This is a genomic window from Streptomyces sp. BE20, assembly GCF_036322525.1.
In the GTDB taxonomy this organism is placed as follows: domain Bacteria; phylum Actinomycetota; class Actinomycetes; order Streptomycetales; family Streptomycetaceae; genus Kitasatospora.
This window is the reverse complement of sequence record NZ_JAQYWW010000857.1, coordinates 1-23,000: the sequence shown is the minus strand read 5'-3', so window position 1 is coordinate 23,000 and position 23,000 is coordinate 1. Positions and strand designations below refer to the sequence as shown.

The 23,000-nt window shown below is 74.4% G+C and carries 17 protein-coding genes, 2 pseudogenes and 1 riboswitch; of the genes and pseudogenes, 14 read left to right on the top strand and 5 right to left on the bottom strand.

Features of this window, described 5'->3' with window-relative positions; all coding sequences use genetic code 11:
* Positions 1-135 precede the first annotated feature (135 nt).
* Complete coding sequence (locus tag PUR61_RS18480; RefSeq protein WP_329880007.1) at positions 136-786, bottom strand: DUF4352 domain-containing protein; 651 nt, start codon at positions 784-786, stop codon at positions 136-138.
* Between the two features lie 261 nt (positions 787-1,047).
* On the opposite strand from PUR61_RS18480, the gene PUR61_RS18475 reads away from it, so the two are divergent.
* The 5 genes from PUR61_RS18475 to PUR61_RS18455 all read left to right on the top strand — a co-directional run bounded on the left by PUR61_RS18475 (position 1,048) and on the right by PUR61_RS18455 (position 8,281).
* Positions 1,048-3,249, top strand: a complete 2,202-nt coding sequence (locus PUR61_RS18475) for an N-6 DNA methylase (protein ID WP_329880006.1) — start codon at positions 1,048-1,050, stop codon at positions 3,247-3,249.
* A 168-nt stretch (positions 3,250-3,417) separates the two neighbouring features.
* A complete protein-coding gene (locus PUR61_RS18470) occupies positions 3,418-4,239 on the top strand; it encodes a hypothetical protein (RefSeq protein ID WP_329880005.1) in 822 nt (273 codons plus the stop codon).
* A complete protein-coding gene (locus PUR61_RS18465) occupies positions 4,236-5,957 on the top strand; it encodes a protein kinase domain-containing protein (protein WP_329880004.1) in 1,722 nt (573 codons plus the stop codon). Before PUR61_RS18470 ends, PUR61_RS18465 begins: the two co-directional genes overlap by 4 nt.
* 94 nt (positions 5,958-6,051) lie before the next feature.
* Positions 6,052-7,548: a sensor histidine kinase gene (locus PUR61_RS18460; RefSeq protein WP_329880003.1), complete on the top strand. Its 1,497-nt coding sequence runs from the start codon at positions 6,052-6,054 to the stop codon at positions 7,546-7,548.
* Between the two features lie 7 nt (positions 7,549-7,555).
* On the top strand, positions 7,556-8,281 hold the full coding sequence (locus PUR61_RS18455; protein ID WP_329880002.1) for a response regulator transcription factor: 726 nt from the start codon (positions 7,556-7,558) through the stop codon (positions 8,279-8,281).
* 189 nt (positions 8,282-8,470) lie between these two features.
* On the opposite strand, the pseudogene PUR61_RS18450 reads toward PUR61_RS18455, so the two are convergent.
* A pseudogene (locus PUR61_RS18450) lies at positions 8,471-9,184 on the bottom strand (phosphatase PAP2 family protein); the annotation flags it as partial.
* A gap of 280 nt (positions 9,185-9,464) precedes the next feature.
* On the opposite strand from PUR61_RS18450, the gene PUR61_RS18445 reads away from it, so the two are divergent.
* Positions 9,465-10,064 carry a hypothetical protein gene (locus tag PUR61_RS18445; RefSeq protein WP_329880001.1) on the top strand — a complete coding sequence of 200 codons (600 nt, stop codon included), beginning with the start codon at positions 9,465-9,467 and terminating at the stop codon, positions 10,062-10,064.
* 116 nt (positions 10,065-10,180) lie between these two features.
* Complete coding sequence (locus PUR61_RS18440; RefSeq protein ID WP_329879999.1) at positions 10,181-11,239, top strand: MazG family protein; 1,059 nt, start codon at positions 10,181-10,183, stop codon at positions 11,237-11,239.
* Between the two features lie 58 nt (positions 11,240-11,297).
* Here the strand turns inward: PUR61_RS18440 and PUR61_RS18435 are convergent, their stop codons facing one another.
* The gene (locus tag PUR61_RS18435; RefSeq protein ID WP_329879998.1) at positions 11,298-11,720 is read right to left on the bottom strand and encodes an SDR family NAD(P)-dependent oxidoreductase; all 423 of its coding nucleotides are present in this window, start codon (positions 11,718-11,720) and stop codon (positions 11,298-11,300) included.
* Positions 11,721-11,877: 157 nt separating this feature from the next.
* On the opposite strand from PUR61_RS18435, the gene PUR61_RS18430 reads away from it, so the two are divergent.
* The 7 genes from PUR61_RS18430 (at position 11,878) to PUR61_RS18400 (ending at position 20,054) form a co-directional block, all read left to right on the top strand.
* Entirely contained in the window at positions 11,878-13,176 is a 1,299-nt protein-coding gene (locus PUR61_RS18430) for a cytochrome P450 family protein (protein ID WP_329879997.1), read from the top strand.
* A 229-nt stretch (positions 13,177-13,405) separates the two neighbouring features.
* A riboswitch (cyclic di-AMP (ydaO/yuaA leader) is annotated at positions 13,406-13,552 on the top strand.
* A 5-nt stretch (positions 13,553-13,557) separates the two neighbouring features.
* The gene (locus PUR61_RS18425) at positions 13,558-14,511 is read left to right on the top strand and encodes a LysM peptidoglycan-binding domain-containing protein (RefSeq protein WP_329879995.1); all 954 of its coding nucleotides are present in this window, start codon (positions 13,558-13,560) and stop codon (positions 14,509-14,511) included.
* A gap of 251 nt (positions 14,512-14,762) precedes the next feature.
* Entirely contained in the window at positions 14,763-16,049 is a 1,287-nt protein-coding gene (gene eno, locus PUR61_RS18420) for a phosphopyruvate hydratase (protein ID WP_329879994.1), read from the top strand.
* A gap of 110 nt (positions 16,050-16,159) precedes the next feature.
* Positions 16,160-16,651 carry an FtsB family cell division protein gene (locus PUR61_RS18415; RefSeq protein ID WP_329879993.1) on the top strand — a complete coding sequence of 164 codons (492 nt, stop codon included), beginning with the start codon at positions 16,160-16,162 and terminating at the stop codon, positions 16,649-16,651.
* Positions 16,623-17,285 carry a DUF501 domain-containing protein gene (locus tag PUR61_RS18410; protein WP_443035194.1) on the top strand — a complete coding sequence of 221 codons (663 nt, stop codon included), beginning with the start codon at positions 16,623-16,625 and terminating at the stop codon, positions 17,283-17,285. Before PUR61_RS18415 ends, PUR61_RS18410 begins: the two co-directional genes overlap by 29 nt.
* Positions 17,282-18,223: a Ppx/GppA phosphatase family protein gene (locus PUR61_RS18405; protein ID WP_329879991.1), complete on the top strand. Its 942-nt coding sequence runs from the start codon at positions 17,282-17,284 to the stop codon at positions 18,221-18,223. The genes PUR61_RS18410 and PUR61_RS18405 overlap by 4 nt, the downstream gene beginning before the upstream one ends.
* A gap of 439 nt (positions 18,224-18,662) precedes the next feature.
* A complete protein-coding gene (locus tag PUR61_RS18400; RefSeq protein ID WP_329879990.1) occupies positions 18,663-20,054 on the top strand; it encodes an NAD(P)/FAD-dependent oxidoreductase in 1,392 nt (463 codons plus the stop codon).
* 193 nt (positions 20,055-20,247) lie between these two features.
* Here PUR61_RS18400 and PUR61_RS18395 read toward each other — a convergent pair whose 3' ends face one another.
* The gene (locus PUR61_RS18395) at positions 20,248-22,806 is read right to left on the bottom strand and encodes an ABC transporter permease (protein ID WP_329879989.1); all 2,559 of its coding nucleotides are present in this window, start codon (positions 22,804-22,806) and stop codon (positions 20,248-20,250) included.
* Positions 22,807-22,859: 53 nt separating this feature from the next.
* Positions 22,860-23,000: pseudogene (locus PUR61_RS18390) on the bottom strand (ABC transporter ATP-binding protein); the annotation flags it as partial.

Sequence of the window (23,000 nt, the reverse complement as noted above, 5' to 3'; positions counted from 1 at the left end):
CCCCGGTGGGCGGCGGTCTCGGGCGGTGACGCCCGGGGCCGCCGTTCGCGTCGTGCCCGCCGTTTGCGCCGTTCGCGTTCGTGCCGTGCCCGCCGGGCCCGGACCGATGCTGCGGCGGGGCTGTGCACAGGGCCGTCAGCCGATCTTCCACTGGCCGACCTGCTGGGCGAAGCCGTTGTCGAGGGAGAACTGGACCTTGTCCAGCTTGGTGCCGTTCGGGACCTCGAAGACGACGAAGCCCTTGCCCGTCTCGCCGCCGGCGATGTTGGTCGGGGTCTGGAAGGACTGGCCGGCCTTGGTCTCGGCGAGCGTCGGGCCGTAGGACTGGCCCTGGGCGTCGACCACCTTGGCGCTGCTCCACGGCGCCTCGCTGTAGGCCTTCGAGCCGGTCGGCTTGATCTGGAACTGCACGGCCACGTAGTGCTTGCCGTCCTCGGCCTTGAGGTACGCGTTGGCGCTCTCGGCAGGGTCGACCACCTTCACCGCGGTGACGTCGGCGGTGTTGCCCTTGTCGAGGCTGCCCTTGAGCCCGATCGTGTCGCCGATCTTGGCGGGGGCCTTGGCCGCGTCGGGCGCCTTGGCGGCCTCGGCCGGCTTGCTCTCGGCGGCGGGCTGACCGTCGGCCGGCTTGGCCGGGGCGGAGCCTCCCTCGGCGGCCGGCGTCGCGGCGGCGGTCTGCTTGGCCTCGGTGGAGACGGAGGCGCCGCCGGCGTCGCAGGCGGTCGCGGTGAGGGTGACGAGCGCGGCGCCGAGCAGCAGGGCGGCGGTGCGACGGGTGGTGGACATGAGGCTCTCCTGGTCTTCCGGTGTGCCGCCCGGTGCGGCGGTGACAGGAGAAATCACACCACGGCCTGTGAACGATGTCAATGACGATTCACGAAACACCTCTGTTCACGTGTGAACGGCCCGGAGGTCGGTGCTGGCTATGCTGTGTGATCACACCGGCCGGCCCGGTGCCCCGCCCAGCCCGCCCCCCGCGCGCGTCGCAGCCCCGGCGCCGCCGTGGCCGTAGTAGCCGTAGTCGTAACCGTCGCCGAAGGAGCCCCCATGCCGGACCGTCCCGAGGTGACCGCGGTCGAGATCGCCCGGCTGGCCGGGGTGGGCCGGGCCGCCGTCAGCAACTGGCGCCGCCGGCACCCCGACTTCCCGCGACCGGTCGGCGGCACCGACAGCAGCCCGGCCTTCGCCCTCGCCGACGTCGAGACCTGGCTCCGCGCCCAGGGCAAGATCGCCGAACTGCCCCTGCTCGAACGCGTCTGGCGGCTGGTCGAGACCCTCCGCGACCCCGCCGGCCACCCCGCCGCCCCGCTGGTCCAGGCCGGCGCCGTCCTCCTGCTGCACCACCGCGAACCGGGTCGCTGGACCGCACTCGCCGCCCAGTCCGAGGCCCGGCTCGCCACCGGACTGCCCCGCGCGCTGGCCGACGCGGCCGACACCGCCCTCGGCCCCCACGGCGCCGCCGACCTCCACCTGCCCGGGCTGCTCGGCTCCACCCAGCTGGACCTCGCCCGCCTGCTCGCCGAACTCTCCGCCGCGGCCGGACCGCCCGCCGCCTTCGAGCAACTGCTCACCCGCTACGCCGAGGCCAACACCCGGCAGCTCAGCCCGACCCCGCCGGAGGCCGCCGGCCTGCTCGCCGCCGTCGCCGGTGTGCCCGCCACCGTGCTCGACCCGGCCACCGGCCTCGGCGCGATGCTGCTCGCGCTGCCCCCGACCACCGGACGGTACGGCCAGGACGCCGACCCGGTCACCGCCGCGCTCGCCCGGCTCCGGCTCGCCCTGCACGCGCCCGCCGCCGACCCCGGGCCGCTCCCGCTCGACCTGCGTGCCGGCGACGCCCTGCGCGCCGACGCCCACCCCGGCCGCACCTTCGACGCGGTGCTCTGCCAGCCCCCGTACAACGAGCGGGACTGGGGCCACGACGAGCTGCAGTTCGACCACCGGTGGCCCGGCGGTCTCGTGCCGCCGCGCGGCGAGTCCGAACTCGCCTGGGTGCTGCACTGTCTCGCCCACACCCGCCCGGGCGGCCTCGCCGCCCTCCTCCTCCCCCCGACCGTCGCGACCCGCCGGGCGGGCCGCCGGGTCCGGGCCGAACTGTTGCGCAGCGGCGCCCTGCGCGCCGTCGTCGCGCTCCCCGCCGGCGCCGCACCCCCGTACGGCGTGCCGCTGCACCTCTGGGTGCTGCGCGCCCCGCGCCCGGGGGACGACTTCCGGCAGGTACTTCTGCTGGACGCGACCTCCGCCCCGGCCTCCCCGGCCGATACCGCGGAGGGCGGCCGGGACAAGGTCCGCTGGCCGGACCTGCACCGGATCGTCCTGGACGCCTGGCGCGCCTTCGACCTCGCCGCCCGTGAGAGCCTGCCGCTCCCCCCGGACCGCCCCGGCGCGTACCGGACCATGGCGGCGATCGACCTGCTCGACGACGAGACCGACCTCTCGCCCACCCGCCACGTCCCGCCCGCCGCCCCGCTCGGCGGCGCGGCCGAACTGTCCCACCTCAGCGGCCGGCTGACCGAGATGCTCGACGCCCTGGGCGACCCCGGCGCGCTGCTCCCGGAGCCGACCGGCTCGGGCTTCGGGACGGGCTTCGGGACGGGCTCCGAGGCGGGTTTCGGGGCCGGTTCCGGGGCGGGCGCAGGCGTGGGCACCGGCGCGGTCGTCACGCTGGGGGAGCTGGTCCGGGCCGGCGTCCTGGAGGTGTACTCCTCCGGCAGCGGCGCACCCGGCCGGCCGGTCGACGCCGACCCGGCCGGCACGCCCGTGCTCACCGACCAGGACCTCGCCGCCGGTACCCCGCCCGGTGCCGTTCTCGACCGGTCGGCCGCGACCGCCGACGGCCCGCCGCTGACCAGGCCCGGCGACGTCGTCGTGCCGGCCCTCGGCGGGGCCGTCGCCCGGGTCGTCGGCCCGGCGGGACCGCCGGCCGGCGCGGCCCTGGGCCGCCAGCTCCACCTGCTCCGGCCCGACCCGGACGCCCTCGACCCGCACTTCCTGGCCGGCCACCTCCGCTCCACCGCGGCCACCCGGCGGGCCGCCAGCCACGCCTCCACCACGACCCGCCTCGACATCCGGCGCGTCGAGCTGCCCCGCCTCCCGATCGCCGAACAGCGGCGCCTCGGCGAGGCGTTCGCCCGCCTCGCCGCGTTCGACACCACCCTGCAGCAGGCCGCCGCGCTCGGCCGCGTCCTCACCCAGGCCCTCACCGACGCCCTCGCCACCGGGACGGCCGCGCCGCCGCACACCTCCTGACGTGCCGTCCGGCGGACCGGCCGCGGCAGACCGGGGCGGGTGGGAGGTCCACTGCCCGGGCGGCGGAGGCGGTCCGAGGGATCCCGGCCCGTCGGGTGGGGGCGGTACGGTGTGCGGGGTCGCTCCGTGACCCGGACGGCCGCCGTACTCACCCGCTCAGGAGCGCGCATGTCAGGGCAGTACCCCGGGCAGTTCGGCCCACCGCCCGGCGGCGCCTTCCCGGGCGGTGGGCCCGCCGGGGGCATACCGGGCGCGGTGCCCTACCCCGGGCCGCCGACCGTCATGGGCCCGGTGCCGTCCGGCCCGCGGCCCGCCGGCCCGTACGGGGTGCTCGGCCGGGTGCTGGTGGTGCTCGCCCCGCTGCTCTCGATCGGCCTGCTCGGCATGGTGCCGTCCCTGCTGCTGGCGGTCCGTCGGCGCCGGGCGTACGACATCGTCGGTGCGGTCGCCTTCGCCGGGCTCTTCCTCGCCTACATCGTCGCGATCGGGGTCGCCGGCAACGGCCCCAAGGGCAGCGCCCCCACCGCCGACACGGTCGGCATGGTGATGATGGTGCTGATGTGGTTCGTCCCGCCGGCGCACTTCCTGGTGATGGACCGGCGTGCGGTCTGGGAGGCGGGCCGCCCGCACCCGGCGGCGCCGGGCGGTCACTACGCCCCGCAGGCCGTCACCGCCCCCTACCCGGCCCAGCCGGCGTACGGCTACCCGGCCCCCGCCGCGCCCACGGCCGCCCGGCCCTTCACCGCCCCTGCCCAGTCCTTCGGCGCCCAGTCCTTCGGCGCCCAGCCCTTCGGCACTCCGGCGCCGTTCGGGACTCCGGCCCAGCCGTTCGGCACCCCCGCCCAGCCGTTCGCTGCCCAGGCCCAGCCGTTCGCCGCCGCCGCGCCGTACCCGCCCGCGCCGGCCCCGGACGCCGGCCCCGCGACCTCCGACGAGCTGCGCGAGCTGGGCGAACTGCTGCGCCGCCAGGCCCGCGAGGGCCGGCCGTGACGGTGGCCCGGGTGATCGGGGGCCGCTACCGCCTCACCGAGAAGATCGGCCACGGCGGCATGGGCCAGGTCTGGGCGGGCCACGACGAACGGCTCTTCCGCCCGGTCGCCGTCAAACTGCTCCGCCCCGACCGGCTCCTCGCCGCCACGGGGGCCGACGCCGGGCGCGGCGGGGACCACCGCGCGCCCGGCGACGACCTCCGCCGCCGCTTCCTCCGCGAGTGCCGCACCACCGCGGCCCTCGACCACCCGGGCCTCGTCACCGTCTTCGACGCCGGCGAGGACGGCGGCGAGCTGTACCTCGTCATGCAGCGGGTCACCGGCGTCAGCCTGGCCGACCTGATCGCCGAGGACGCGCCGTTCCCGGTCGAGCGTGCGGTCGCCGTGGCCGCGCAGCTCTGCACCGCGCTGGCCGCCGTCCACGCGGTGCCGGTCGTCCACCGCGACCTGAAACCCAGCAACGTGATGGTCCGTGAGGACGGCCGGACCGTCCTGCTCGACCTCGGCATCGCCACCGCACTCGACCCCGAGGCCACCCGCCTCACCCTCACCGGTGTCCCGATCGGCAGCCCGTCGTACATGGCTCCCGAGCAGGCCCTGGCCGCGACCGTCGACCCGCGCAGCGACCTGTACGCGCTCGGCTGCCTGCTGCACGAGATGCTCGCCGGCGAGGGGCCGTTCCGCGCACCCACCGCGCTGGGCCTGCTGCGCCGTCACGTCGACGACCCGCCGGTGCCGTTGCGTGAGCTGCGCCCCGAGGTGCCGGCGCCGTTGGAGCGGCTGGTCCTCGACCTGCTCGCCAAGCGGCCCGAGGAGCGTCCGGCCGACGCGCAGGAGGTCTACGGGCGGCTGCTCCCGCTGGTTCCCGCCGCCGTCCCGGTGCCGCAGCCCCGGTACGGACCGCTGCCCGACCCGTCCCGGCCCTACCGGCACCCGCTCCAGCCGCAGCCCCGGGCGGTGGAACCCGCGCCGCAGCCGGGTCGGGCGGCGGTGCCGGCGGCGCCGCCCGCTCCGCCGCGTGCCGAGCCGCCGCCGTTCCTGATGGCCGCCGTGCCGATGCCGCCCACCTCGCAGGGCCCGCCGCCGGCCGGCCCGGTCGCCCCGCCCGGTCCGGTCTCCCCGGTGGAGGGCGACCTCGCGGCAGCCTGCGCCCGGCTCTCCGACCTGGTCGACGCCGGACGGCGTGCCGAGGTGATCGACCTCGCCGCCCGGCTGCTGCCCCGGGTCCGGGCCGAGCTCGGCGACGGCTCCGGGCTGGCCGGCACCGTCCGGGCCATCTACGCCCGCACCCTCCTGCAGGAGCGGCGCCACCGCGAGGCGCTCCCGGAGTACCGGCAGCTCGCCGCCACCGCCGAGGGCGGTCCGCACGGCCGGGCGGCCGTGGAGTACCGGTACCGGGCCGCCGAGTGCCTCGAACAGCTCGGCCGGGGGGCCGAGGCACTCGCCGAGTACCGGGCGCTGCTCGCCGACTGGCCGGACACCGACCAGGAGCGGGGGCTGGACCTGCGCGAGCGGATCGGCGGACTGCTCGCGGCGCTCGGTGAGGCCGAGGCGGCCTGGTCGTGGCTGCTCCAGCTGCTCTTCGACCGTGAGCGCCGCGAAGGCCCGCACCACCCGGCCGTGCGCAGGCTCCGCCGGACCCTCGACTCGCTGCAGCCCCGCCACGTCACCACCACCGATCCCCGCGCCACGCCCTGGCCTCCGTCGCACCGTCCCTGATCGCCTCCGGGGGCGTCCGCCGGTCCGACTTCCTGCGTGCGGGCATGACTTTCGACAGATTCGCAGCCCCCGCGTTTTCCGTAGGGTCGTGCGGATGTGGACGAGCGCGCGATGGGCGGACCGGGGGTTGCTGGCGGTGGCGGCGGCCGGGATCGGGCTGAGCCCGGTGGCCCTCTGGTGGGTGGTGCCGGCGATCGGGGCGGCCTTCCTGGCCGGCCGGCGGACGGACCGGGCGCGCCCGGCGGTGGTGGTGCTGGCCGTCCTGGTCGCCGCCGGGGTGCTGGCCGCGGTGGCGGTACCGGCGTGGATGGTGGCGGGGACGTCGTTCGTGTCGCTGCTGGTCTGCGCCGGGATGGCGCCCTGGATGGTGGGCCGGTTCTGGCGGCAGTCGCAGGAGCTGGTGCGGGCCGGCTGGGAGCGGGCGGAGCGCCTGGAACGTGAGCAGCGGCTGGTGGCCGAGCAGGCCCGGATGCGCGAACGGGCTCGGATCGCCCAGGACATGCACGACGCCCTCGGCCACGACCTGAGTCTGATCGCCCTGCGGGCCGGCGCCCTGAAGCTGGCGCCGGACCTGGCCGGGCCGCACCGCGAGACGGCCCAGGAGATCAGGGCGGGTGCGGCGGCAGCGGTCGAGCGCCTCGGCGAGGTGATCGGGATCCTGCGGGACGAGGCCGACGAGCACGACGCCCGGGGTCCCGCCGACGCGGGTGTCCCGCAGCTGGTGGCCGAGGCGGCGGCGGCCGGTCTGGAGGTCCGGCTGACCGTGACCGGCGAGCCGGACGGCCTGTCGCGGGCGGCCGAGCACGCCGCTTACCGGGTGGTCCAGGAGGCGCTGACCAATGCTGCCAAGCACGCGCCGGGGGCGCCGGTGGAGGTGCGGGTCGCGTACTCGGCGGACGGCGCCCGCGTCCTGGTGGCCAACGGCCCGTCACCGTCGGCCCTCGCGCCGTCGCCCCTCCGGTCCTCGCCCCTCCGGTCCTCGACCCTGCCGTCGTCAACACGTCCGTCGTCGGCACCGGGGGCCGTGCCCGGGAGCGGTGGCCGGGGTCTGATCGGCCTGGCCGAGCGGGTCCGGCTGGCGGGCGGCACCTTCGACCACGGGCCGTGCACCGGGGGCGGGAGCGGGGGCGGGGGCTTCGAGGTGTCCGCCTCCCTGCCGCGGTCCGGTGCCCCGGCCGTTCCGCCACCCGGGCCGGTCGTCGTGTCGCCGGCCCGCGAACTGCGGCACGCCCGCCGGCGGGTGGGCCGGATGATGGCGGCGGTCGTCCTGGCGCCGCTGGCGACCGCGCTGGTGCTGACCGCGGGCCTGCGCGCGTGGACGATCCACTCCACCGGCCGCGCCGTGCTGGACCCGGCGGACTACGCGTCGCTCCGGGTCGGCCAGGACCGCGCGACCGTGCAGCGGTTTCTGCCGGACCGTCAGGTTCCGTACCATCCGTCCGTGGGCGATCCTCCGCCCCGGGGAGAAGGAGTGACGTGCGAGTACTACGCGATCACGGCCGAGCCGTTCAACAACGACCGCTCCGGGGACGCGTACCGGCTCTGCTTCCGGGGGGACGTGCTGATCTCCCTGGACGCCCTCGTCTCGTGAGCGCCGGATGAGCGGCCCGGAGCCGGCCACGACCGGTCTGCCGATCCGGGTGGTGATCGCGGACGACGAGCCGATGGTGCGGGCCGGTGTGCGGGCGGTGCTCACGACCGACCCGGGGATCGAGATCGTCGCCGAGACCGGGGACGGCCGGGAGGTGGTCGAGCTGGTGCGGCGGCACCGGCCGGACGTCGCCGTGCTGGACATCCGGATGCCCGGTACCGACGGCATCACCGCCGCCGCCGAGATCCGCCGGACGGCCGTGACCACCCGGACCGGGTCCGCGACCGGGATCGTCATGCTGACGACCTTCGGCGAGGACGACTACATCCTGCGGGCCCTCGGCAGCGGCGCCAACGGGTTCCTGATCAAGTCGGGCGAACCGGAGGAGCTGATCGCCGGCGTCCGGGCGGTGGCGGACGGCGCGGCCTACCTCTCACCCCGGGTGGCCGCCCGGGTCGTGGCCCACCTCGCCGCCGCCGGGTCCGGCGGGCCTGCCGACCGGCGTGCCGCCGCCCGTGAACAGGTGGCCGGACTCACGGCCCGGGAGCGGGACGTCCTGGCGCTGGTCGCGGCCGGGTTGTCGAACGGCCAGATCGCCCGCCGGATCGGTGTGGTGGAGGGGACGGTGAAGGCCCACGTGAGCTCCGTCCTGGCGCGGCTGGGGGTGGCCAACCGGGCGGCCGCGGCCGTCCTCGCCCACGAGGCCGGCCTGACCGCGGCCTCCGGAGCCTGACCCCGCCGCCGGGCCCGTGTCCGGACCCGGCGCGGCGGCCGGCGTCGCGGCCCGGGCCAGCAGCAGCGGCCCGAGCGGCCGGACGCCGTTCTGCGACTCGACCAGCGCCGTCGCCGAGGGCAGCAGCGCGACGACCAGCGCGGCCGTGACCGTTCCGCCGAGAGCGGCCCCCGCGACCACGTCGTGCGGGTAGTGCACGCCGGCCGCCACCCGCAGCGCCGCCGTCCCGAGGCCGACCGGGACGACCAACCAGGCCCGGCGCGGGCTCAGCAGCACGAGGCCGGTGGCCAGCGAGACGGCCAGGGTCGCGTGGTTGCTGGGGAACGACCAGTCGCCGGGCGGAGGGCAGTCCGCGAGCACGGTGGCCGGGAGCCCGACCAGCGCGCGGCAGGGCCGCTCCTCGTCGATCACGGTCTTCAGCACCTCGCTCGCCCCGTATGCGAGCACCGTCCCGAGGCCGGTGAGCACCACCCCCGCGACCGTGCGGGCGTCCCGTCGCCCCCGCGCCGTCCACCAGCCGAGCGCCAGCAACAGGCCCAGCACCAGCAGTCCGGCCTCGGTCGCGGGCTCCACCAGCTCGGCCGCCGGGCGCGGCGCGTCGGCGACGGCCTCCACCACCCGCCGGTAGCCGGTGGCGGACGCGCCGGCGACCACCCGGACCGGTCCTTCCCCACCCCCGTGCGCGGGGGCCAGCAGGCCGACCAGACAGGCCCCTGCCGCCGGAAGCGCCACGGCGAGGGTCACCCGCAGACCCGTCGTCCGTCCTGCTGTCCGTGCTCCCGCCCTCCGTCCGTTCCTCGTCCGCCCGCCCGATGCCCGACCGCCCGATGCCCGACCGCTCCCGGTTGCCCGGCGCTCGGCCGCCCGCCTCCCGGCAGCGTTGTTCCTGACCGTTTTCGACATGATCGGGACGGTAGGAGCAGCAGGTGGGCCACGACCTGACCCGAAAGGCAGACGGCGACCTGGACGATCGTCAGGGTTTACGCCCGAAGCCGAGGCCGAGGCCCGAGACACGAGGACCGAAGCCCGCGCCGCCCCGTGTGACCCGTTCGGGCCACGGTCCGCGCCTGGCCGCCCGCCCCGGCCTAGGCTCGGGAGGAACGCCCGGCCGCCCCCTCGCCGCCCAGCCCCGACCCCGCCGCGCGCCTTCCCCCGTAGCCACGGAAGCCTCCCGGAGATCGCCATGCACCGTCGTCGGACCGCCGTCGCCGGTGCCCTGCTGGCCGTTGCGGGCCTGTCCGCGTGCGGGAACGCCGGGCTGACGGCGGGCACCGCGGCGGTGCTGGACGGCCGGCGGATCCCGGTCGGGGCGGTGGAGGCGCGGGTGGCCGCACTGCGGCACGTGTCCGGCGGCGCGTCGGCCGATGCCCGGCAGGAGTCGGACGGACTGGTCAGGCGGGCCGTCACCGATCTGGTGCTCGACGCGGTGGTGGCCCGGGCGGTGGCCGACCGGGGGCCGGCGGTCGGTGCGGCCGAGGTGGCGGCGGCCCGCGCGGCGGAGGAGGTGCGTCACGGCGGCGCGGAACCGCTGGCCGGGGCGCTCGCCGGGCTGGGCGTGCCGGGCGGGGCGATCGACGACCACCTCCGCCGCCGGCTGGGGATCCACCGCCTCGCCGCGGCCGCCGGCCAGGACGCCGGCACCCCGACGGGAGACAGGGCGGTCCGCCGGGCCCTGGCCGCCGCCGCCGTCGCCCTCCACCTGCGGGTCAACCCCCGGTACGGCACCTGGGACCCGGACCGCGTCGGCCTCGCCCCCGCCGCCCACCCCTGGCTCGCGCGCTGACCGCTCCGGGCGGCGCGGGCGGGGTGCGGAGCGGCGGACGGCGGCAGGCACTCCCGGGCGGCCGGGCGCCGAAACCCGCGAGCGGGGAGACGACGGCGCCGGGTAGGTTCGGGGATGTGACGACGAATCCTCCGGGCGCGAAGCTGATCCTCCTCACCACCACCCACCGGGTGGCCCCCGGGCTGCTGTCCTGGTCCGCGTGGGAGGCCCTGCGGTCGGCGGGGCGGGTGCTGGCGGGGGACGCCGGGCATCCGCAGCTCGCCCCCGTACGACAGGCCGGCGTCGAGGTGGAGGTCGTGCCGGCCGGCTCCGCGCCGTCGCTGGCCAGGCTCCTGACCGGGCAGCCGGCCGGGGAGGGCCCGACGGTCTGGCTGGGTGGTCCGGACGGGGACCCGGGGCTGACCGACGCGCTGGCGCGCCTCGCGGTGGAGCACGCGGGCGAGGTGCCGGAGATCGAGGTGCTGCCGGGCTCGTACGACCTGCCGGGCGCCCGCCTGCTGGACCTGGCCTCCGTGATGGACCGCCTCCGCTCGCCGGGCGGCTGCCCGTGGGACGCCGAGCAGACCCACGCCAGCCTGGTGAAGTACCTGGTCGAGGAGGCCTACGAGCTGGTCGAGGCGATCGAGGAGGGGGACCGCGACACGCTCCGCGAGGAGCTCGGAGACGTCCTGCTCCAGGTGTTCTTCCACTCCCGCATCGCCGAGGAGCACCCCACCGACCCCTTCTCGGTGGACGACGTGGCGGGCGACATCGTCGAGAAGCTGATGTACCGGCACCCGCACGTGTTCGGGGACGCCGAGGCGACGGGCGCCGCCGAGGTGGAGGCGAACTGGGAGACGCTGAAGGCCGCCGAGAAGTCGGAGCGCGAGTCGGTGCTGGACGGCGTGCCGGCCGGGCTGCCGTCGCTGGCGTACGCGGCGAAGCTGGTGTCGCGGGTGCGCCGGTCCGGGTTCGCGGGCGTGTCGGACGAGCCGTACGAGCTGCCCGCGGAGCTCACGCCGGAATCGGCGGGCGGACTGCTGCTCGCGGTGGCGCAGCGCGCGCACGACGCGGGGGTGGACGTGGACGCCGCGCTGCGGGCGGCGGCACGCGGCTACCGGGACGCGGTCCGCGCGGCCGAGGGCCTCAAGCCCGAGCAGTCGGAGCAGCCCGAGCAGCCGGAGCAGCCGGAGTAGTCGGAGCCGCCCGGGCCACCCGCGCGGCGGACCGGGGCGCCCGGCCCGCCACCGCGGGTCAGACCCGCGCGACGTCCTTCGCCGGCCGCCGCTGCGCCGGGACGACCTCGCCGATCGCCTCGCCGACCAGCGCGACCAGTTCGGCGAGCCGCTCCAGGTCGAGGTGGTCGGGCAGGTCGGCGAGCGACACGATCCGCTCGCCGTCCGGTCCGGCCACGCAGAACAGGTCGATCGGGCCGAGGTGCTTCTCGGCGGTGTCGACGAGGGCGGCGACGTCGCTGGGGCGGCGGATGTCGCCGCAGACGCCGACGACCGGGCAGCCCGGCCGGTCGAGCTCGGTGGCGAGGTCCTCGGCGATGCCGACCTGCTGGTCGGCGATGAGGATCCCGGCTGCTCCGGCGGCGGTGAACCTGCGGGCGAGGTCGGCCCCCGACCCGCCGTGGAGTACCGCGATCACGACGACCGAACCGGTGTCCCGCATGGTGTTGCTCCTCCCTGTGGGCGGCCCCGCACCGGCGCCCACGGACATCTTGCGGAGGATCGTAGGCACGTCCTGACCCTCCGCAACAGGGAATACCCCTCAGGTGACCAGACTCACGCCTGTCGTGTCCGACTTGCACCCGGGATACCGTCGTTCCATGCCAGTCCAGCCCGCCTCCGCCCGCCCTCCGCTCTTCACCTGGGACTTCGCCGCCGACCCGTACCCGGCGTACGCGTGGCTGCGCGAGCACGAGCCGGTGCACCGCACCACCCTGCCGAGCGGCGTGGAGGCGTGGCTGGTGACGCGGTACGCGGACGCCCGGCAGGCGCTGGCGGACGGCCGGCTCTCCAAGAACCCGGCGAACCACAGCGAGCAGGCGCACCGCACCGGCCGGGTCGGCATCCCGGGCGAGCGCCAGGCCGACCTGATGACGCACCTGCTGAACATCGATCCGCCGGACCACACCCGGCTCCGCCGTCTGGTGTCGAAGGCGTTCACGCCGCGCCGGGTGGCGGCCTTCGAGCCCCGGGTGCAGCAGCTGACCGACCGGCTGATCGACGGGTTCGCGGAGCGCGGGAGCGCCGACCTGATCCACGAGTTCGCCTTCCCGCTCCCCATCTACGCGATCTGCGACATGCTCGGGGTGCCCGCCGAGGACCAGGACGACTTCCGGGACTGGGCCGGGATGATGATCCGGCACGGCGGTGGCCGGCGCGGCGGTGTGGGGCGCGCGGTGAAGCGGATGCGCGAGTACCTGGCGGAGCTGATCCACCGCAAGCGGGCGGACCTCGGGGACGACCTGATCTCCGGCCTGATCCGGGCCGGTGACCACGGCGAGCACCTCACCGAGAACGAGGCCGCGGCGATGGCCTTCATCCTGCTCTTCGCCGGGTTCGAGACGACCGTGAACCTGATCGGCAATGGCACGTACGCGCTGCTGCGCAATCCCGGCCAGCGCGCCCTGCTCCAGGAGTCGATCGCCCGTGGCGAGAGCGGTCTGTTGGAGACCGGGATCGAGGAACTCCTGCGCTACGACGGGCCGGTGGAGCTGGCGACGTGGCGGTTCGCGACCAGCCCGCTGACCATCGGCGGGGTGCTGATCCCGGCCGGGGACCCGGTGCTGGTCGTGCTCGCGGCGGCGGACCGGGACCCGGCGCGGTTCGCCGACGAGAACACCCTCGACCTGGCCCGCGCGGACAACCCGCACCTGGGCTTCGGGCATGGCATCCACTACTGCATCGGCGCCCCGCTGGCCCGGTTGGAGGGGCGGTCCGCGCTGACCACGCTGCTCTCCCGGCTGCCCGACCTGCGGCTCGCCGAGAGCCCGGAGAACCTGCGGTGGCGCGGTGGTCTGATCATGCGTGGACTTCGTGAACTTCCCGTGGAATTCACCCCCGAGAAGATGCCCGAAAGGGCCTCTTCCGGGCAGTCGTCCGGTGCTCCGTCCGATGGGTGAGGCGACCCGCGACACGCTGACGGAAGGTCTCCGACCAGGCGGGACGGCGAATTGAACCGTCACCAACCCGGACATAGCGCCCCCGTTGGTGGGCGATCCATCACCTGACGTGATTTCCGTGTGATACCGACGATATGAGCTTGTGATTGCTCTACAGATCTGTCTACTCTCCGTGGAGTTCGCAGCTGCGAGCCCCGAGCACGGAACGCCGAGTCCTGCCCGTCGTGCCCCGGGAAACCGACCAGACCCTGGGCAGGGGCGGGGGAACCAGGTTTGTTGCCGTCCCCCACGGCTTGGGGTGAAGCCGCCTCGCGCGGCCGGGCCACCTCCCGGTCCGAACCCGACAGCTCACCTCGCAGGCGTGCGGAGAGGGACCTCTTCATGCTGTTCGTCGGAACCGGCCGTCATCGTCGTCGTACCCAGACCGAGAAGGCCATCGCCGTCGCCGGCGTCGCCGGTGTCGGGCTGGCCCTGCCGATCCTCAGCGCCACCGGTGCCTCCGCCGCCCCGGTCTCCACCTGGGACGCGGTCGCCCAGTGCGAGGCCGGCGGCAACTGGAGCATCAACACCGGCAACGGCTTCTACGGCGGCCTGCAGTTCACGCCCAGCACCTGGAAGGCGTTCGGCGGCACCTCGTACGCGCCGCAGGCCAACCAGGCCTCCAAGGCGCAGCAGATCTCGGTGGCCGAGAAGGTCCTCGCCTCGCAGGGGCCGGGCGCCTGGCCGGTCTGCTCCAAGAAGGCGGGCCTGAGCAAGGGCGGCGCCCCGGCGGCGGTCGACACCTCGGCGGACGCCAAGCCGGCCGTCCCGCAGGCCGCCACCCAGCCGAGCGAGCCGCAGACCACCGCCCCGCAGACCAACGCGCCGAAGCACGCCGCGCCGAAGTCGGCCCAGCAGGAGAAGCCGGCCCAGGCGGCCAAGCAGGCCCCGAAGCACGCCGCGCCGACGTCGCAGGCCCAGCAGGACCGGCCGCAGGTGCAGCAGTACGGGCAGGCCCCGTCCTTCTCCGGCACGTCCGGCTGGGACGCCGACGCGAAGGTGTTCTGGTACGAGAACAACGGCGGCTGGTACTGGACCAGCCACCAGAGCGTCTACCAGCAGTACGCCGGTCAGGCCGCGGTCCAGGACGCCCGTCCGGCCGCCGCCCAGAGCGCCCCGGCCGCCCAGCAGGCCGCGGGCCACGGCTACACCGTCCGGGCGGGCGACACGCTCGCCGGCATCGCCGCCGGCCAGGGTGTCTCCGGCGGCTGGCAGGCGCTCTACGACGGCAACCGCGGCACCGTCGGCGGCGACCCCGACCTGATCGTCCCCGGCCAGGTGCTCACCCTCGGCTGATGCCGTTTCGCCGGTGGATCGCGAGGGGGGCCGGGTTCGACCGGGTCCGGCCCCTTCGTCCCGATCCGGCCCCCTTCCGTGGGGCAACCAGGTGAACTACCGGCGGGTAGCCGTGCCACACGCTGAGACGGGACCCGGGCCGACGTGGCCCGGAGAGCCCGTGCGGTTAGGCTCTGGTCGTAACGACTCCGCAATCGTCCGGCCGACAGCACCCACCGTCAGCCGAACCTGTTTCCGCTAGGAGATGCCTCGTGCCGTCCATCGATGTCGTCGTAGCCCGTGAGATTCTCGACTCGCGTGGCAACCCCACGGTCGAGGTCGAGGTGGGCCTCGACGACGGCAGCACCGGCCGCGCCGCTGTCCCGTCGGGTGCCTCCACCGGCGCCTTCGAGGCGCTGGAGCTCCGCGACGGTGACAAGAACCGCTACTTCGGCAAGGGCGTGGAGAAGGCCGTCCTGGCCGTCATCGAGCAGATCGGCCCGGAGCTCGTCGGCTACGACGCCACCGAGCAGCGCCTGATCGACCAGGCCATGCTCGACCTGGACGCCACCCCGGACAAGTCCTCGCTCGGCGCCAACGCCATCCTGGGCGTCTCGCTGGCCGTCGCGCACGCCGCCTCCGAGGCCAGCGACCTGCCGCTGTTCCGCTACCTGGGCGGCCCGAACGCGCACGTCCTGCCGGTCCCGATGATGAACATCCTCAACGGCGGCTCGCACGCGGACTCCAACGTCGACATCCAGGAGTTCATGATCGCTCCGATCGGCGCGGAGTCCTTCTCCGAGGCCGTCCGCTGGGGCGTCGAGGTCTACCACACCCTCAAGGGTGTGCTGAAGGAGCGCGGCCTCTCCACCGGCCTGGGCGACGAGGGCGGCTTCGCCCCGAACCTGGACTCCAACCGCGAGGCCCTGGACCTCATCGTCGAGGCGATCCAGAAGGCCGGCTACGTGCCGGGCAAGGACGTCGCGCTGGCGCTGGACGTCGCCTCCTCCGAGTTCTACGAGGACGGCGCCTACCAGTTCGAGGGCAAGGCGCTCACCTCCGCCGAGCTCATCGAGTACTACGCCGGCCTGGTCGCCGCCTACCCGCTGGTCTCCATCGAGGACCCGCTGGACGAGTCGGACTGGGACGGCTGGAAGGCCATGACCGACAAGCTGGGCGACAAGGTCCAGATCGTCGGCGACGACCTGTTCGTCACCAACCCGGCCCGCCTGGCCCGTGGCATCGAGACCGGCACCGCCAACGCGCTGCTGGTGAAGGTGAACCAGATCGGCTCGCTGACCGAGACCCTGGACGCCGTCGAGCTGGCCCAGCGCAACGGCTACCGCTGCATGATGTCGCACCGCTCCGGCGAGACCGAGGACGTCACCATCGCCGACCTGGCCGTCGCGACCAACTGCGGCCAGATCAAGACCGGTGCCCCGGCCCGCTCCGAGCGCGTCGCCAAGTACAACCAGCTGCTGCGCATCGAGGAGATCCTCGACGACGCCGCCGAGTACGCCGGCCGCGGCGCCTTCCCGCGGTTCAAGTACGAGGGCTGACACACACAGCTCCCGCCGGTGCCCCGCCTGTTCACCCCGTAGGGTGGACGGCGGGGCACCGTCGCGACCAGGAGGGGACACCGGAGATGGCAGGCTGGAGGATCCCGGGCTTGGCGGCCCGGCCTCGGTTCACGAGCCGGGCGACCGTCCTCGTGCTGGTGCTCTGCTCGCTGGTGGCGATCCTGGCGTACCCGACGCGGCAGTTCATCTCGCAGCGTTCCGAGATCTCCTCCCAGCGGGCCAAGGCCGAGCACGCCCGGCAGCAGGTCGAGCAGCTCCGCCGGGAGAAGGCCCGCTGGCAGGACCCCGAGTACGTCAAGGTGCAGGCCCGCGCCCGGCTGCACTACGCGATGCCGGGGGAGACCCCGTACATCGCGGTGGACCCGGCCGCCGGGGAGGCGACCAGGTCGTCCGTCGGCGCGCCGCCGCCCGCACAGGGCCCGGCCACCGGGCCGGCCAAGGCGGCCAGGCCCTGGTACGCCGGCATCTGGGACTCGGTGGACGCCGCCGCAGCCCCTGCCGCCGCCCCGGCCGCCGCCTCCGCCCCTCCCTCACCACCCGCCCCCGCCCCCGCTGGAGACAGCTCCTCCCATGACCACTGAGAACCACCCCACCGTCTCCGACGAGGACGTCGCGGCCATCGCCGCGCAGCTCGGCCGGGTCCCGCGCGGCCTGCGCGGCGTGGCCCACCGCTGTCCCTGCGGCAACCCGGACGTCGTGGAGACGGCCCCCCGGTTGCCGGACGGCACGCCGTTCCCGACCCTGTACTACCTGACCTGCCCCAAGGCCGCCTCGCTGATCGGCACCCTGGAGGCGGACGGCGTGATGAAGGAGCAGAGCGCCCGGCTGGCCGAGAACCCGGAGCTGGCCGCCGCCTACCGGAAGGCGCACGAGGACTACATCGCCCGGCGCGACGCCATCGAGGTGCTGGAGGGCTTCCCCAGCGCCGGCGGCATGCCGGACCGGGTCAAGTGCCTGCACGTCCTGGTCGGCCACTCGCTGGCGGCCGGCGAGGGCGTCAACCCGCTCGGCGACGAGGCGATCGGCCTGCTGGAGGACTGGTGGGCCAAGGGCCCGTGCGTCTCCCCCGCCGAGGTCACCGCAGCCGGTGAGCGGGTGGCCCGCAACCGGGCCAAGGCGAAGGACGACGCGGCCGTGATCGCGGCCAAGGAGCAGAAGACCGCCGAGCGCGCCGCCAAGCGGGCCTCCCAGGAGGCCGGGGAGGACGGCGCGTGACCGTCACCAGGGTCGCCGCGATCGACTGCGGCACCAACTCGATCCGGCTGCTCGTCGCCGACCTCGACCCGGAGACCGGCGCGATCACCGACCTCGACCGGCGGATGGTGATCAACCGGCTGGGCCAGGGCGTGGACCGGACCGGCCGACTGCACCCGGACGCGCTGGCCCGCACCTTCGCGGCCTGCCGGGAGTACGCGGAGATCGTGTCCGGCTTCGGGGTGGACCCCGGGCGGATCCGCTTCGTGGCGACCAGCGCCTCCCGGGACGCCGAGAACAGCGCCGAGTACATCGAGGGTGTGCGTGCCGTCCTGGGCGTGGAGCCCGAGGTCGTCAGCGGCGAGGAGGAGGCGCACCTCTCGTTCGTCGGCGCCACCAAGGAGTTCACCGGCGGTCAGTTCCCGGCGCCGTACCTGGTCTTCGACCTGGGGGGCGGCTCGACCGAGTTCGTGCTCGGGGACGAGGACGTGCGGGCCGCGCGTTCGGTGGACATCGGCTGCGTCCGGCTGACCGAGCGGCACTTCGGCGGCGCCGAGCTGCCCTCGGCGGAGCAGGTCGAGGAGGCGCGGGCGCACGTCCGGGCCGAGCTGGACCGGGCGGCGGAGAGCGTCCCGCTGACCGGTGCGGCCACCCTGGTCGGCCTGGCGGGCACGGTGACCACCCTCTCGGCCATCGCCCAGGACCTCCCCCGGTACGACTCCGAGGCGATCCACCACTCGCGGATGAGCCGCGCCGAGGTGGCCGCGATCGCCGAGCGGCTGCTGCACGCCACCCACGCGGAGCGGGCGGCCATCCCGTCGATGCATCCGGGCCGGGTGGACGTGATCGCCGCCGGAGCGCTGGAACTGCTGGAGATCATGGAGCGGACCGGCGCCGCCGAGGTGGTCGTCAGCGAGCACGACATCCTGGACGGGATCGCCTGGAGCATCGTTTCCTGACCGGGCCCCGCCCCCCCTGCCACGCCGTTTTCCCGGCCCCGGCACCCCGTTGCGGGTGCCGGGGCCGGGGCGCGCCCGGGGCCGTGCGGGAAAGTTCGTGAATTTCTTCACATGGAGATCCCGTCATTCGCCCCGGGGACGGGCCCGGTCCGTCCGATATGTGGGACCGAAGGCCCGCCCGGCATGACAGCCGCTGGATCGCAGGTCCCGTCCCGCCAGAGGTTTGAAAATCGAAATCCTGTGGGGGAACCCGGGCCCCGTACGGATCGTTGCTGCTCAGCGGGGCCGTTCGAACGGACGTGCTCACGGGGGGGCCGGACGGGCCGCGAGGAGTCGACCGGGAAGCGATTTTGGGGGCGCGAAGTGTAGCACGGGGTGTCCAGAAGCTTGTGAGCGGGCTCACGAAGGCTGCTCCGAACGGTGCTGGATACTTTCGGATATGAGCACCACGGAGCGTCCTCGCATCCTCATTGTCGGCGGTGGTTACGTCGGCCTGTATGCCGCGATGCGCATCCTCAAGAAGATGCGTTACGGCGAAGCGACCGTCACGGTCGTCGACCCGCGGTCGTACATGACGTACCTGCCCTTCCTCCCCGAGGCGGCCGGCGGCAACGTCGCGCCCCGCAACCTCGTCGCGCCGCTGCGCAGCGCCCTCAAGCAGGCGGAGGTGCTCACCGGTGCGGTCACCGGTGTGGACCACGCCCGTAAGGTCGCCACCATCCAGCCCGCGGCCGGCGACTCGTACGAGCTGCCCTTCGAGTACCTGGTCGTCGCGACCGGCTCGGTCTCCCGCACCTTCCCGATCCCGGGTCTGGCGGAGCACGGCATCGGCATGAAGACCGTGGAGGAGGCCATCAGCCTCCGCAACCACGTCATGGCGCAGCTGGACAAGGCCGAGTCCACCACCGACGAGGCGATCCGCCGCAAGGCGCTGACCTTCGTCGTCGTCGGCGGCGGCTTCGCCGGCGTCGAGACGATCGCCGAGATCGAGGACATGGCGCGCGACGCCGCCAAGATCTACAAGACGGTCAGCCGCGACGACATGCGCTTCATCCTGGTGGAGGCGGCCAACCGCATCCTCCCGGAGATGGGCCCGGACCTCGGTCTGTGGACCAAGGAGAAGCTCGAAGAGCGTCAGATCGAGATCTACATCGAGACCTCGATGGACTCCTGCGTCGACCAGCACGTCGTGCTGAAGAACGGCGTCGAGGCGGACGCCTCCACCATCGTGTGGACCGCCGGCGTGAAGCCGAACCCGGTGCTGGCCGAGTTCGGTCTGCCGCTGGGCCCCCGCGGCCACGTCGACACCGCGCCGACCCTGCAGGTCCAGGGCTTCGACTACGTCTGGGCCGCCGGCGACAACGCCCAGGTGCCGGACCTCGCCGCCGGCGAGGGTGCCTGGTGCCCGCCGAACGCGCAGCACGCCGTCCGCCAGGCCGCCGTCCTCGGTGACAACGTCATCTCCGGCATGCGTGGGTTCCCGCAGCAGGAGTACAAGCACAAGAACCTGGGTGCGGTCGCCGGTCTCGGCCTGCACAAGGGCGTGGCGATCCTCTTCGGCAAGTACAAGCTGAAGGGCCGTCCGGCCTGGTGGTTCCACCGCCTGTACCACGGCGCCATGGTCCCCACCATGAACCGCAAGGTCCGCGTCTTCACCGACTGGACCCTGGCCGTCTTCCTGAAGCGCGAGGCCGTCGGCCTGTCGCAGATGGAGAAGCCGTTCGAGGCGTTCCAGGAGGCCGCGGCGCCCGCGCCCAAGCCGGTCGAGGCCGCCAAGCCCGCCGAGGCTGCCAAGCCTGCTGCCGACAAGGAGCTCGCCGGCAGCAAGTAGGCGACTGCGGACCCCGGTGTGGGAGCACCGGGGTATGAGTCGGAGGCCCTCCGCCCGGCAGCGTTGCCGGACCACGACCTCCGTGGTGCTCAGCCGGCTGTGCGAGTCGGGCGGAGTACGAGAAGTACGAGAAGGCCCCCGCCGAACCCTCTGGCGGGGGCCTTTCCGTGTCCGGTGCCGAACCGGCCCGGGGTCAGTCCGTCTTGATGCTGGCGAGGATGTCCAGCTTGGACGCCCGGCGGGCGGGCCAGAAGGCGGCGACCAGGCCGACCAGGCCGGCCAGCACCAGGAAGATCAGCAGCTGGCCGAACGGGAGGACCGTGGTCAGGCCCTGCAGGTTGGACTTCAGCGTGCCGTTGATCGCCCAGGCCATGAAGGCGCCGAGCAGGACGCCGATGCCGGCGCCGAAGACCGAGATCACCACGGACTCCAGGCGGACCATCCGCTTGATGCCGCCGCGGTCCAGGCCGATCGCCCGCAGCATGCCGATCTCGCGCTTCCGCTCGAAGACCGACATCGCGAGGGTGTTGATGACCCCGAGGATCGCGACGATCACGGACATCGCCAGCAGGCCGTACATCATGTTCAGCGCGAAGGTGATGATCTGGCTGAAGTCGTCACGGACGTCCTGCTTGGACTTGACCTCGATCACCGGGTTGGCGCCGGTGGCGCTCTTCAGCGACTGCTTGAGGCTGTCGCTCTCCCCGTCGGCGCCCTTGACCAGGACGTTGTTCAGGTACGGCTGCGGCTCGTGCTTGACGATCTCGCTGTTGGCCAGCATGACCGGGCCCAGCAGGCCGCCCTTGGTGTAGACGCCGCCGACGGTCAGGGTGCCGGTGGTCTCGTCGGGGAAGGTGACGTTCATCGTCGAGCCGGTGGTGACGCCGAGCTTCTTCGCGACGTCCTCGTCGACCAGCAGCTGTCCCTTGCCGACGGCCGCGACGGAGCCGCTCTTCAGCTCGACGGACACCAGCTTGTCGAAGGTGTCCGCGTTCAGGCCGGTGATCGCCTTGGAGGTGCCGTTGAGCTCCCAGTAGACGGTGGTCAGCGGCGAGGAGGCGGTCACGCCCGGGGCCTTGGCGATCTCGCCCGGGACCTTGTCGGACAGGCTCATGCCGTTGGCGGCCGAGACCAGGAAGTCGGCCTTCATCGAGCTGGTGACGGCCCTGTCGAGCGTGTCGGAGACCGAGGCGCCGATCACCGTCAGCCCGGTGACCAGGGTCATGCCGATGGTGAGCGCGGCCGCGGTGGCCGCGGTGCGGCGCGGGTTGCGCACCGCGTTCTGCCGGGCCAGCTTGCCCGGCATGCCGAACAGCCGGCCGAGGACCGGGCCGACCAGCGCGATCACCGGGCGGGAGAGCAGCGGCAGCAGGATGAAGACGCCGAGGACGGCGAGCACGGCGCCGATCGCGACCGGGATCCGGCCGTCGGAGTTGCCCTTGGCCGCGCCGAAGGCGACCAGCGCCATGCCACCGGCGGCCAGCAGCGAGCCGATCACGTTCCGGACCACCAGCGACTTCTGGGAGGCCGGCTGGTCGCCGCTGCTCATCGCGGCGACCGGGGCGATCCGGGAGGCGCGCATGGCGGGCATCAGGGCGGAGAGCACCGTGACCAGGACGCCGACGACCAGGGTGACCGCGACGGTCAGCGGCTTGACGACCAGCGAACCGGTCGGCATGCCGTCGTCCAGCGAGGCGATCAGGGACTGCATCCCGGCGCCGATGCCGACACCGGCGACCAGGCCGGCCAGCGCCGACACGGTGCCGATCGCCAGGGCCTCGACCAGGACGGACCGGGTGACCTGCTTGCGGCTGGCGCCGATCGCGCGGAGCAGGGCCAGCTCCTTGGTGCGCTGGGCGACCAGCATGGTGAAGGTGTTGGCGATGATGAAGATGCCGACGAAGAGCGAGATCGCGGCGAACGCCAGCAGCATCGTGCGCATGCTGTCCGTGCCGCGGGCGATCATCCGCTCCTCCTCGGCCTTGAGCTGCTCGCCGGTGCGGACCTCGATCTGCTGGCCGGGCTTGAGCTTCTCGTCGACCTGGGAGAGCAGGGCGTCCTGGGTGGTGCCGGGCTTCGCGGTGAGCACGATGCCGCTGTAGCGGCCGGGCTCCAGCAGCAGCTGCTGGGCGGTGGCGCGGTCGAACAGGGTGAGCGTGCCGCCGGTGTTGACCACCGGGTCGTCGGTGGTGAAGACGCCGGTGAGCTTCGCCTCGACGACCGGGCCGTTGGAGCCGACCCGGACGGTGTCGCCGACCTTGTAGCCGGCCTTGTCGGCGGTCTTCCGGTCGAGGGCGATCTCCTTGGCCGTCTTCGGGCCCTGGCCCTCGACCATCGGGTACCGGGTGTCCTTGCCGTCCGGACCGGGCGCGAAGTTGCCGCCCTTGGCCGACCAGGCCTGGCCGATCAGGGTGCCGTCCTTGTCGGCGACGCCGGTGAAGCCGCTCACCACGCCGCGGGCCGAGGCGGCGCCGGGCAGCGCGGCGAGCTGCTGGACGGTCGCGTCGGTCAGGGTCGCCGGGCTCTTCTCGCTCTTCTCCCGGGCGCTGGCGGTGGCTCCGGCGGAGTTGTCGACGACCTGGACCGCCACGTCCGAGTAGCTCTTGGAGTTGCTGTCCCGCATGGCCTTGCCGAAGGTGTCGGAGAAGACCATGGTGCCGGCGACGAAGGCGGTGCCGAGCATGACGGCGAGCGCCGTCATCAGCAGTCGGCCCTTGTGGGCCAGCACGTTGCGCAGTGCGGTGCGATACATGGGGTTTCCCGGGTGTCCTGGGGTCGGTGAGGGGGCGGTCGGCTGTCGCGGTGTCAGCTGGTGCGGCCCTTGGCGTCGAAGCGGCGCATGCGGTCCAGGACGGTGTCGGCGGTGGGCTGGTGGAGTTCGTCGACGATGCGGCCGTCGGCGAGGAAGACGACGCGGTCGGCGTAGGCGGCGGCGACGGGGTCGTG

Excerpts from the sequence above, each read along its gene's own strand:
- PUR61_RS18480 (WP_329880007.1), bottom strand. The coding sequence starts at position 786 with ATGTCCACCACCCGTCGCACCGCCGCCCTGCTGCTCGGCGCCGCGCTC.
- PUR61_RS18475 (WP_329880006.1), top strand. The coding sequence starts at position 1,048 with ATGCCGGACCGTCCCGAGGTGACCGCGGTCGAGATCGCCCGGCTGGCC.
- PUR61_RS18470 (WP_329880005.1), top strand. The coding sequence starts at position 3,418 with ATGTCAGGGCAGTACCCCGGGCAGTTCGGCCCACCGCCCGGCGGCGCC.
- PUR61_RS18460 (WP_329880003.1), top strand. The coding sequence starts at position 6,052 with ATGTGGACGAGCGCGCGATGGGCGGACCGGGGGTTGCTGGCGGTGGCG.
- PUR61_RS18455 (WP_329880002.1), top strand. The coding sequence starts at position 7,556 with ATGAGCGGCCCGGAGCCGGCCACGACCGGTCTGCCGATCCGGGTGGTG.
- PUR61_RS18445 (WP_329880001.1), top strand. The coding sequence starts at position 9,465 with ATGCACCGTCGTCGGACCGCCGTCGCCGGTGCCCTGCTGGCCGTTGCG.
- PUR61_RS18435 (WP_329879998.1), bottom strand. The coding sequence starts at position 11,720 with ATGCGGGACACCGGTTCGGTCGTCGTGATCGCGGTACTCCACGGCGGG.
- PUR61_RS18430 (WP_329879997.1), top strand. The coding sequence starts at position 11,878 with ATGCCAGTCCAGCCCGCCTCCGCCCGCCCTCCGCTCTTCACCTGGGAC.
- PUR61_RS18425 (WP_329879995.1), top strand. The coding sequence starts at position 13,558 with ATGCTGTTCGTCGGAACCGGCCGTCATCGTCGTCGTACCCAGACCGAG.
- PUR61_RS18400 (WP_329879990.1), top strand. The coding sequence starts at position 18,663 with ATGAGCACCACGGAGCGTCCTCGCATCCTCATTGTCGGCGGTGGTTAC.
- PUR61_RS18395 (WP_329879989.1), bottom strand. The coding sequence starts at position 22,806 with ATGTATCGCACCGCACTGCGCAACGTGCTGGCCCACAAGGGCCGACTG.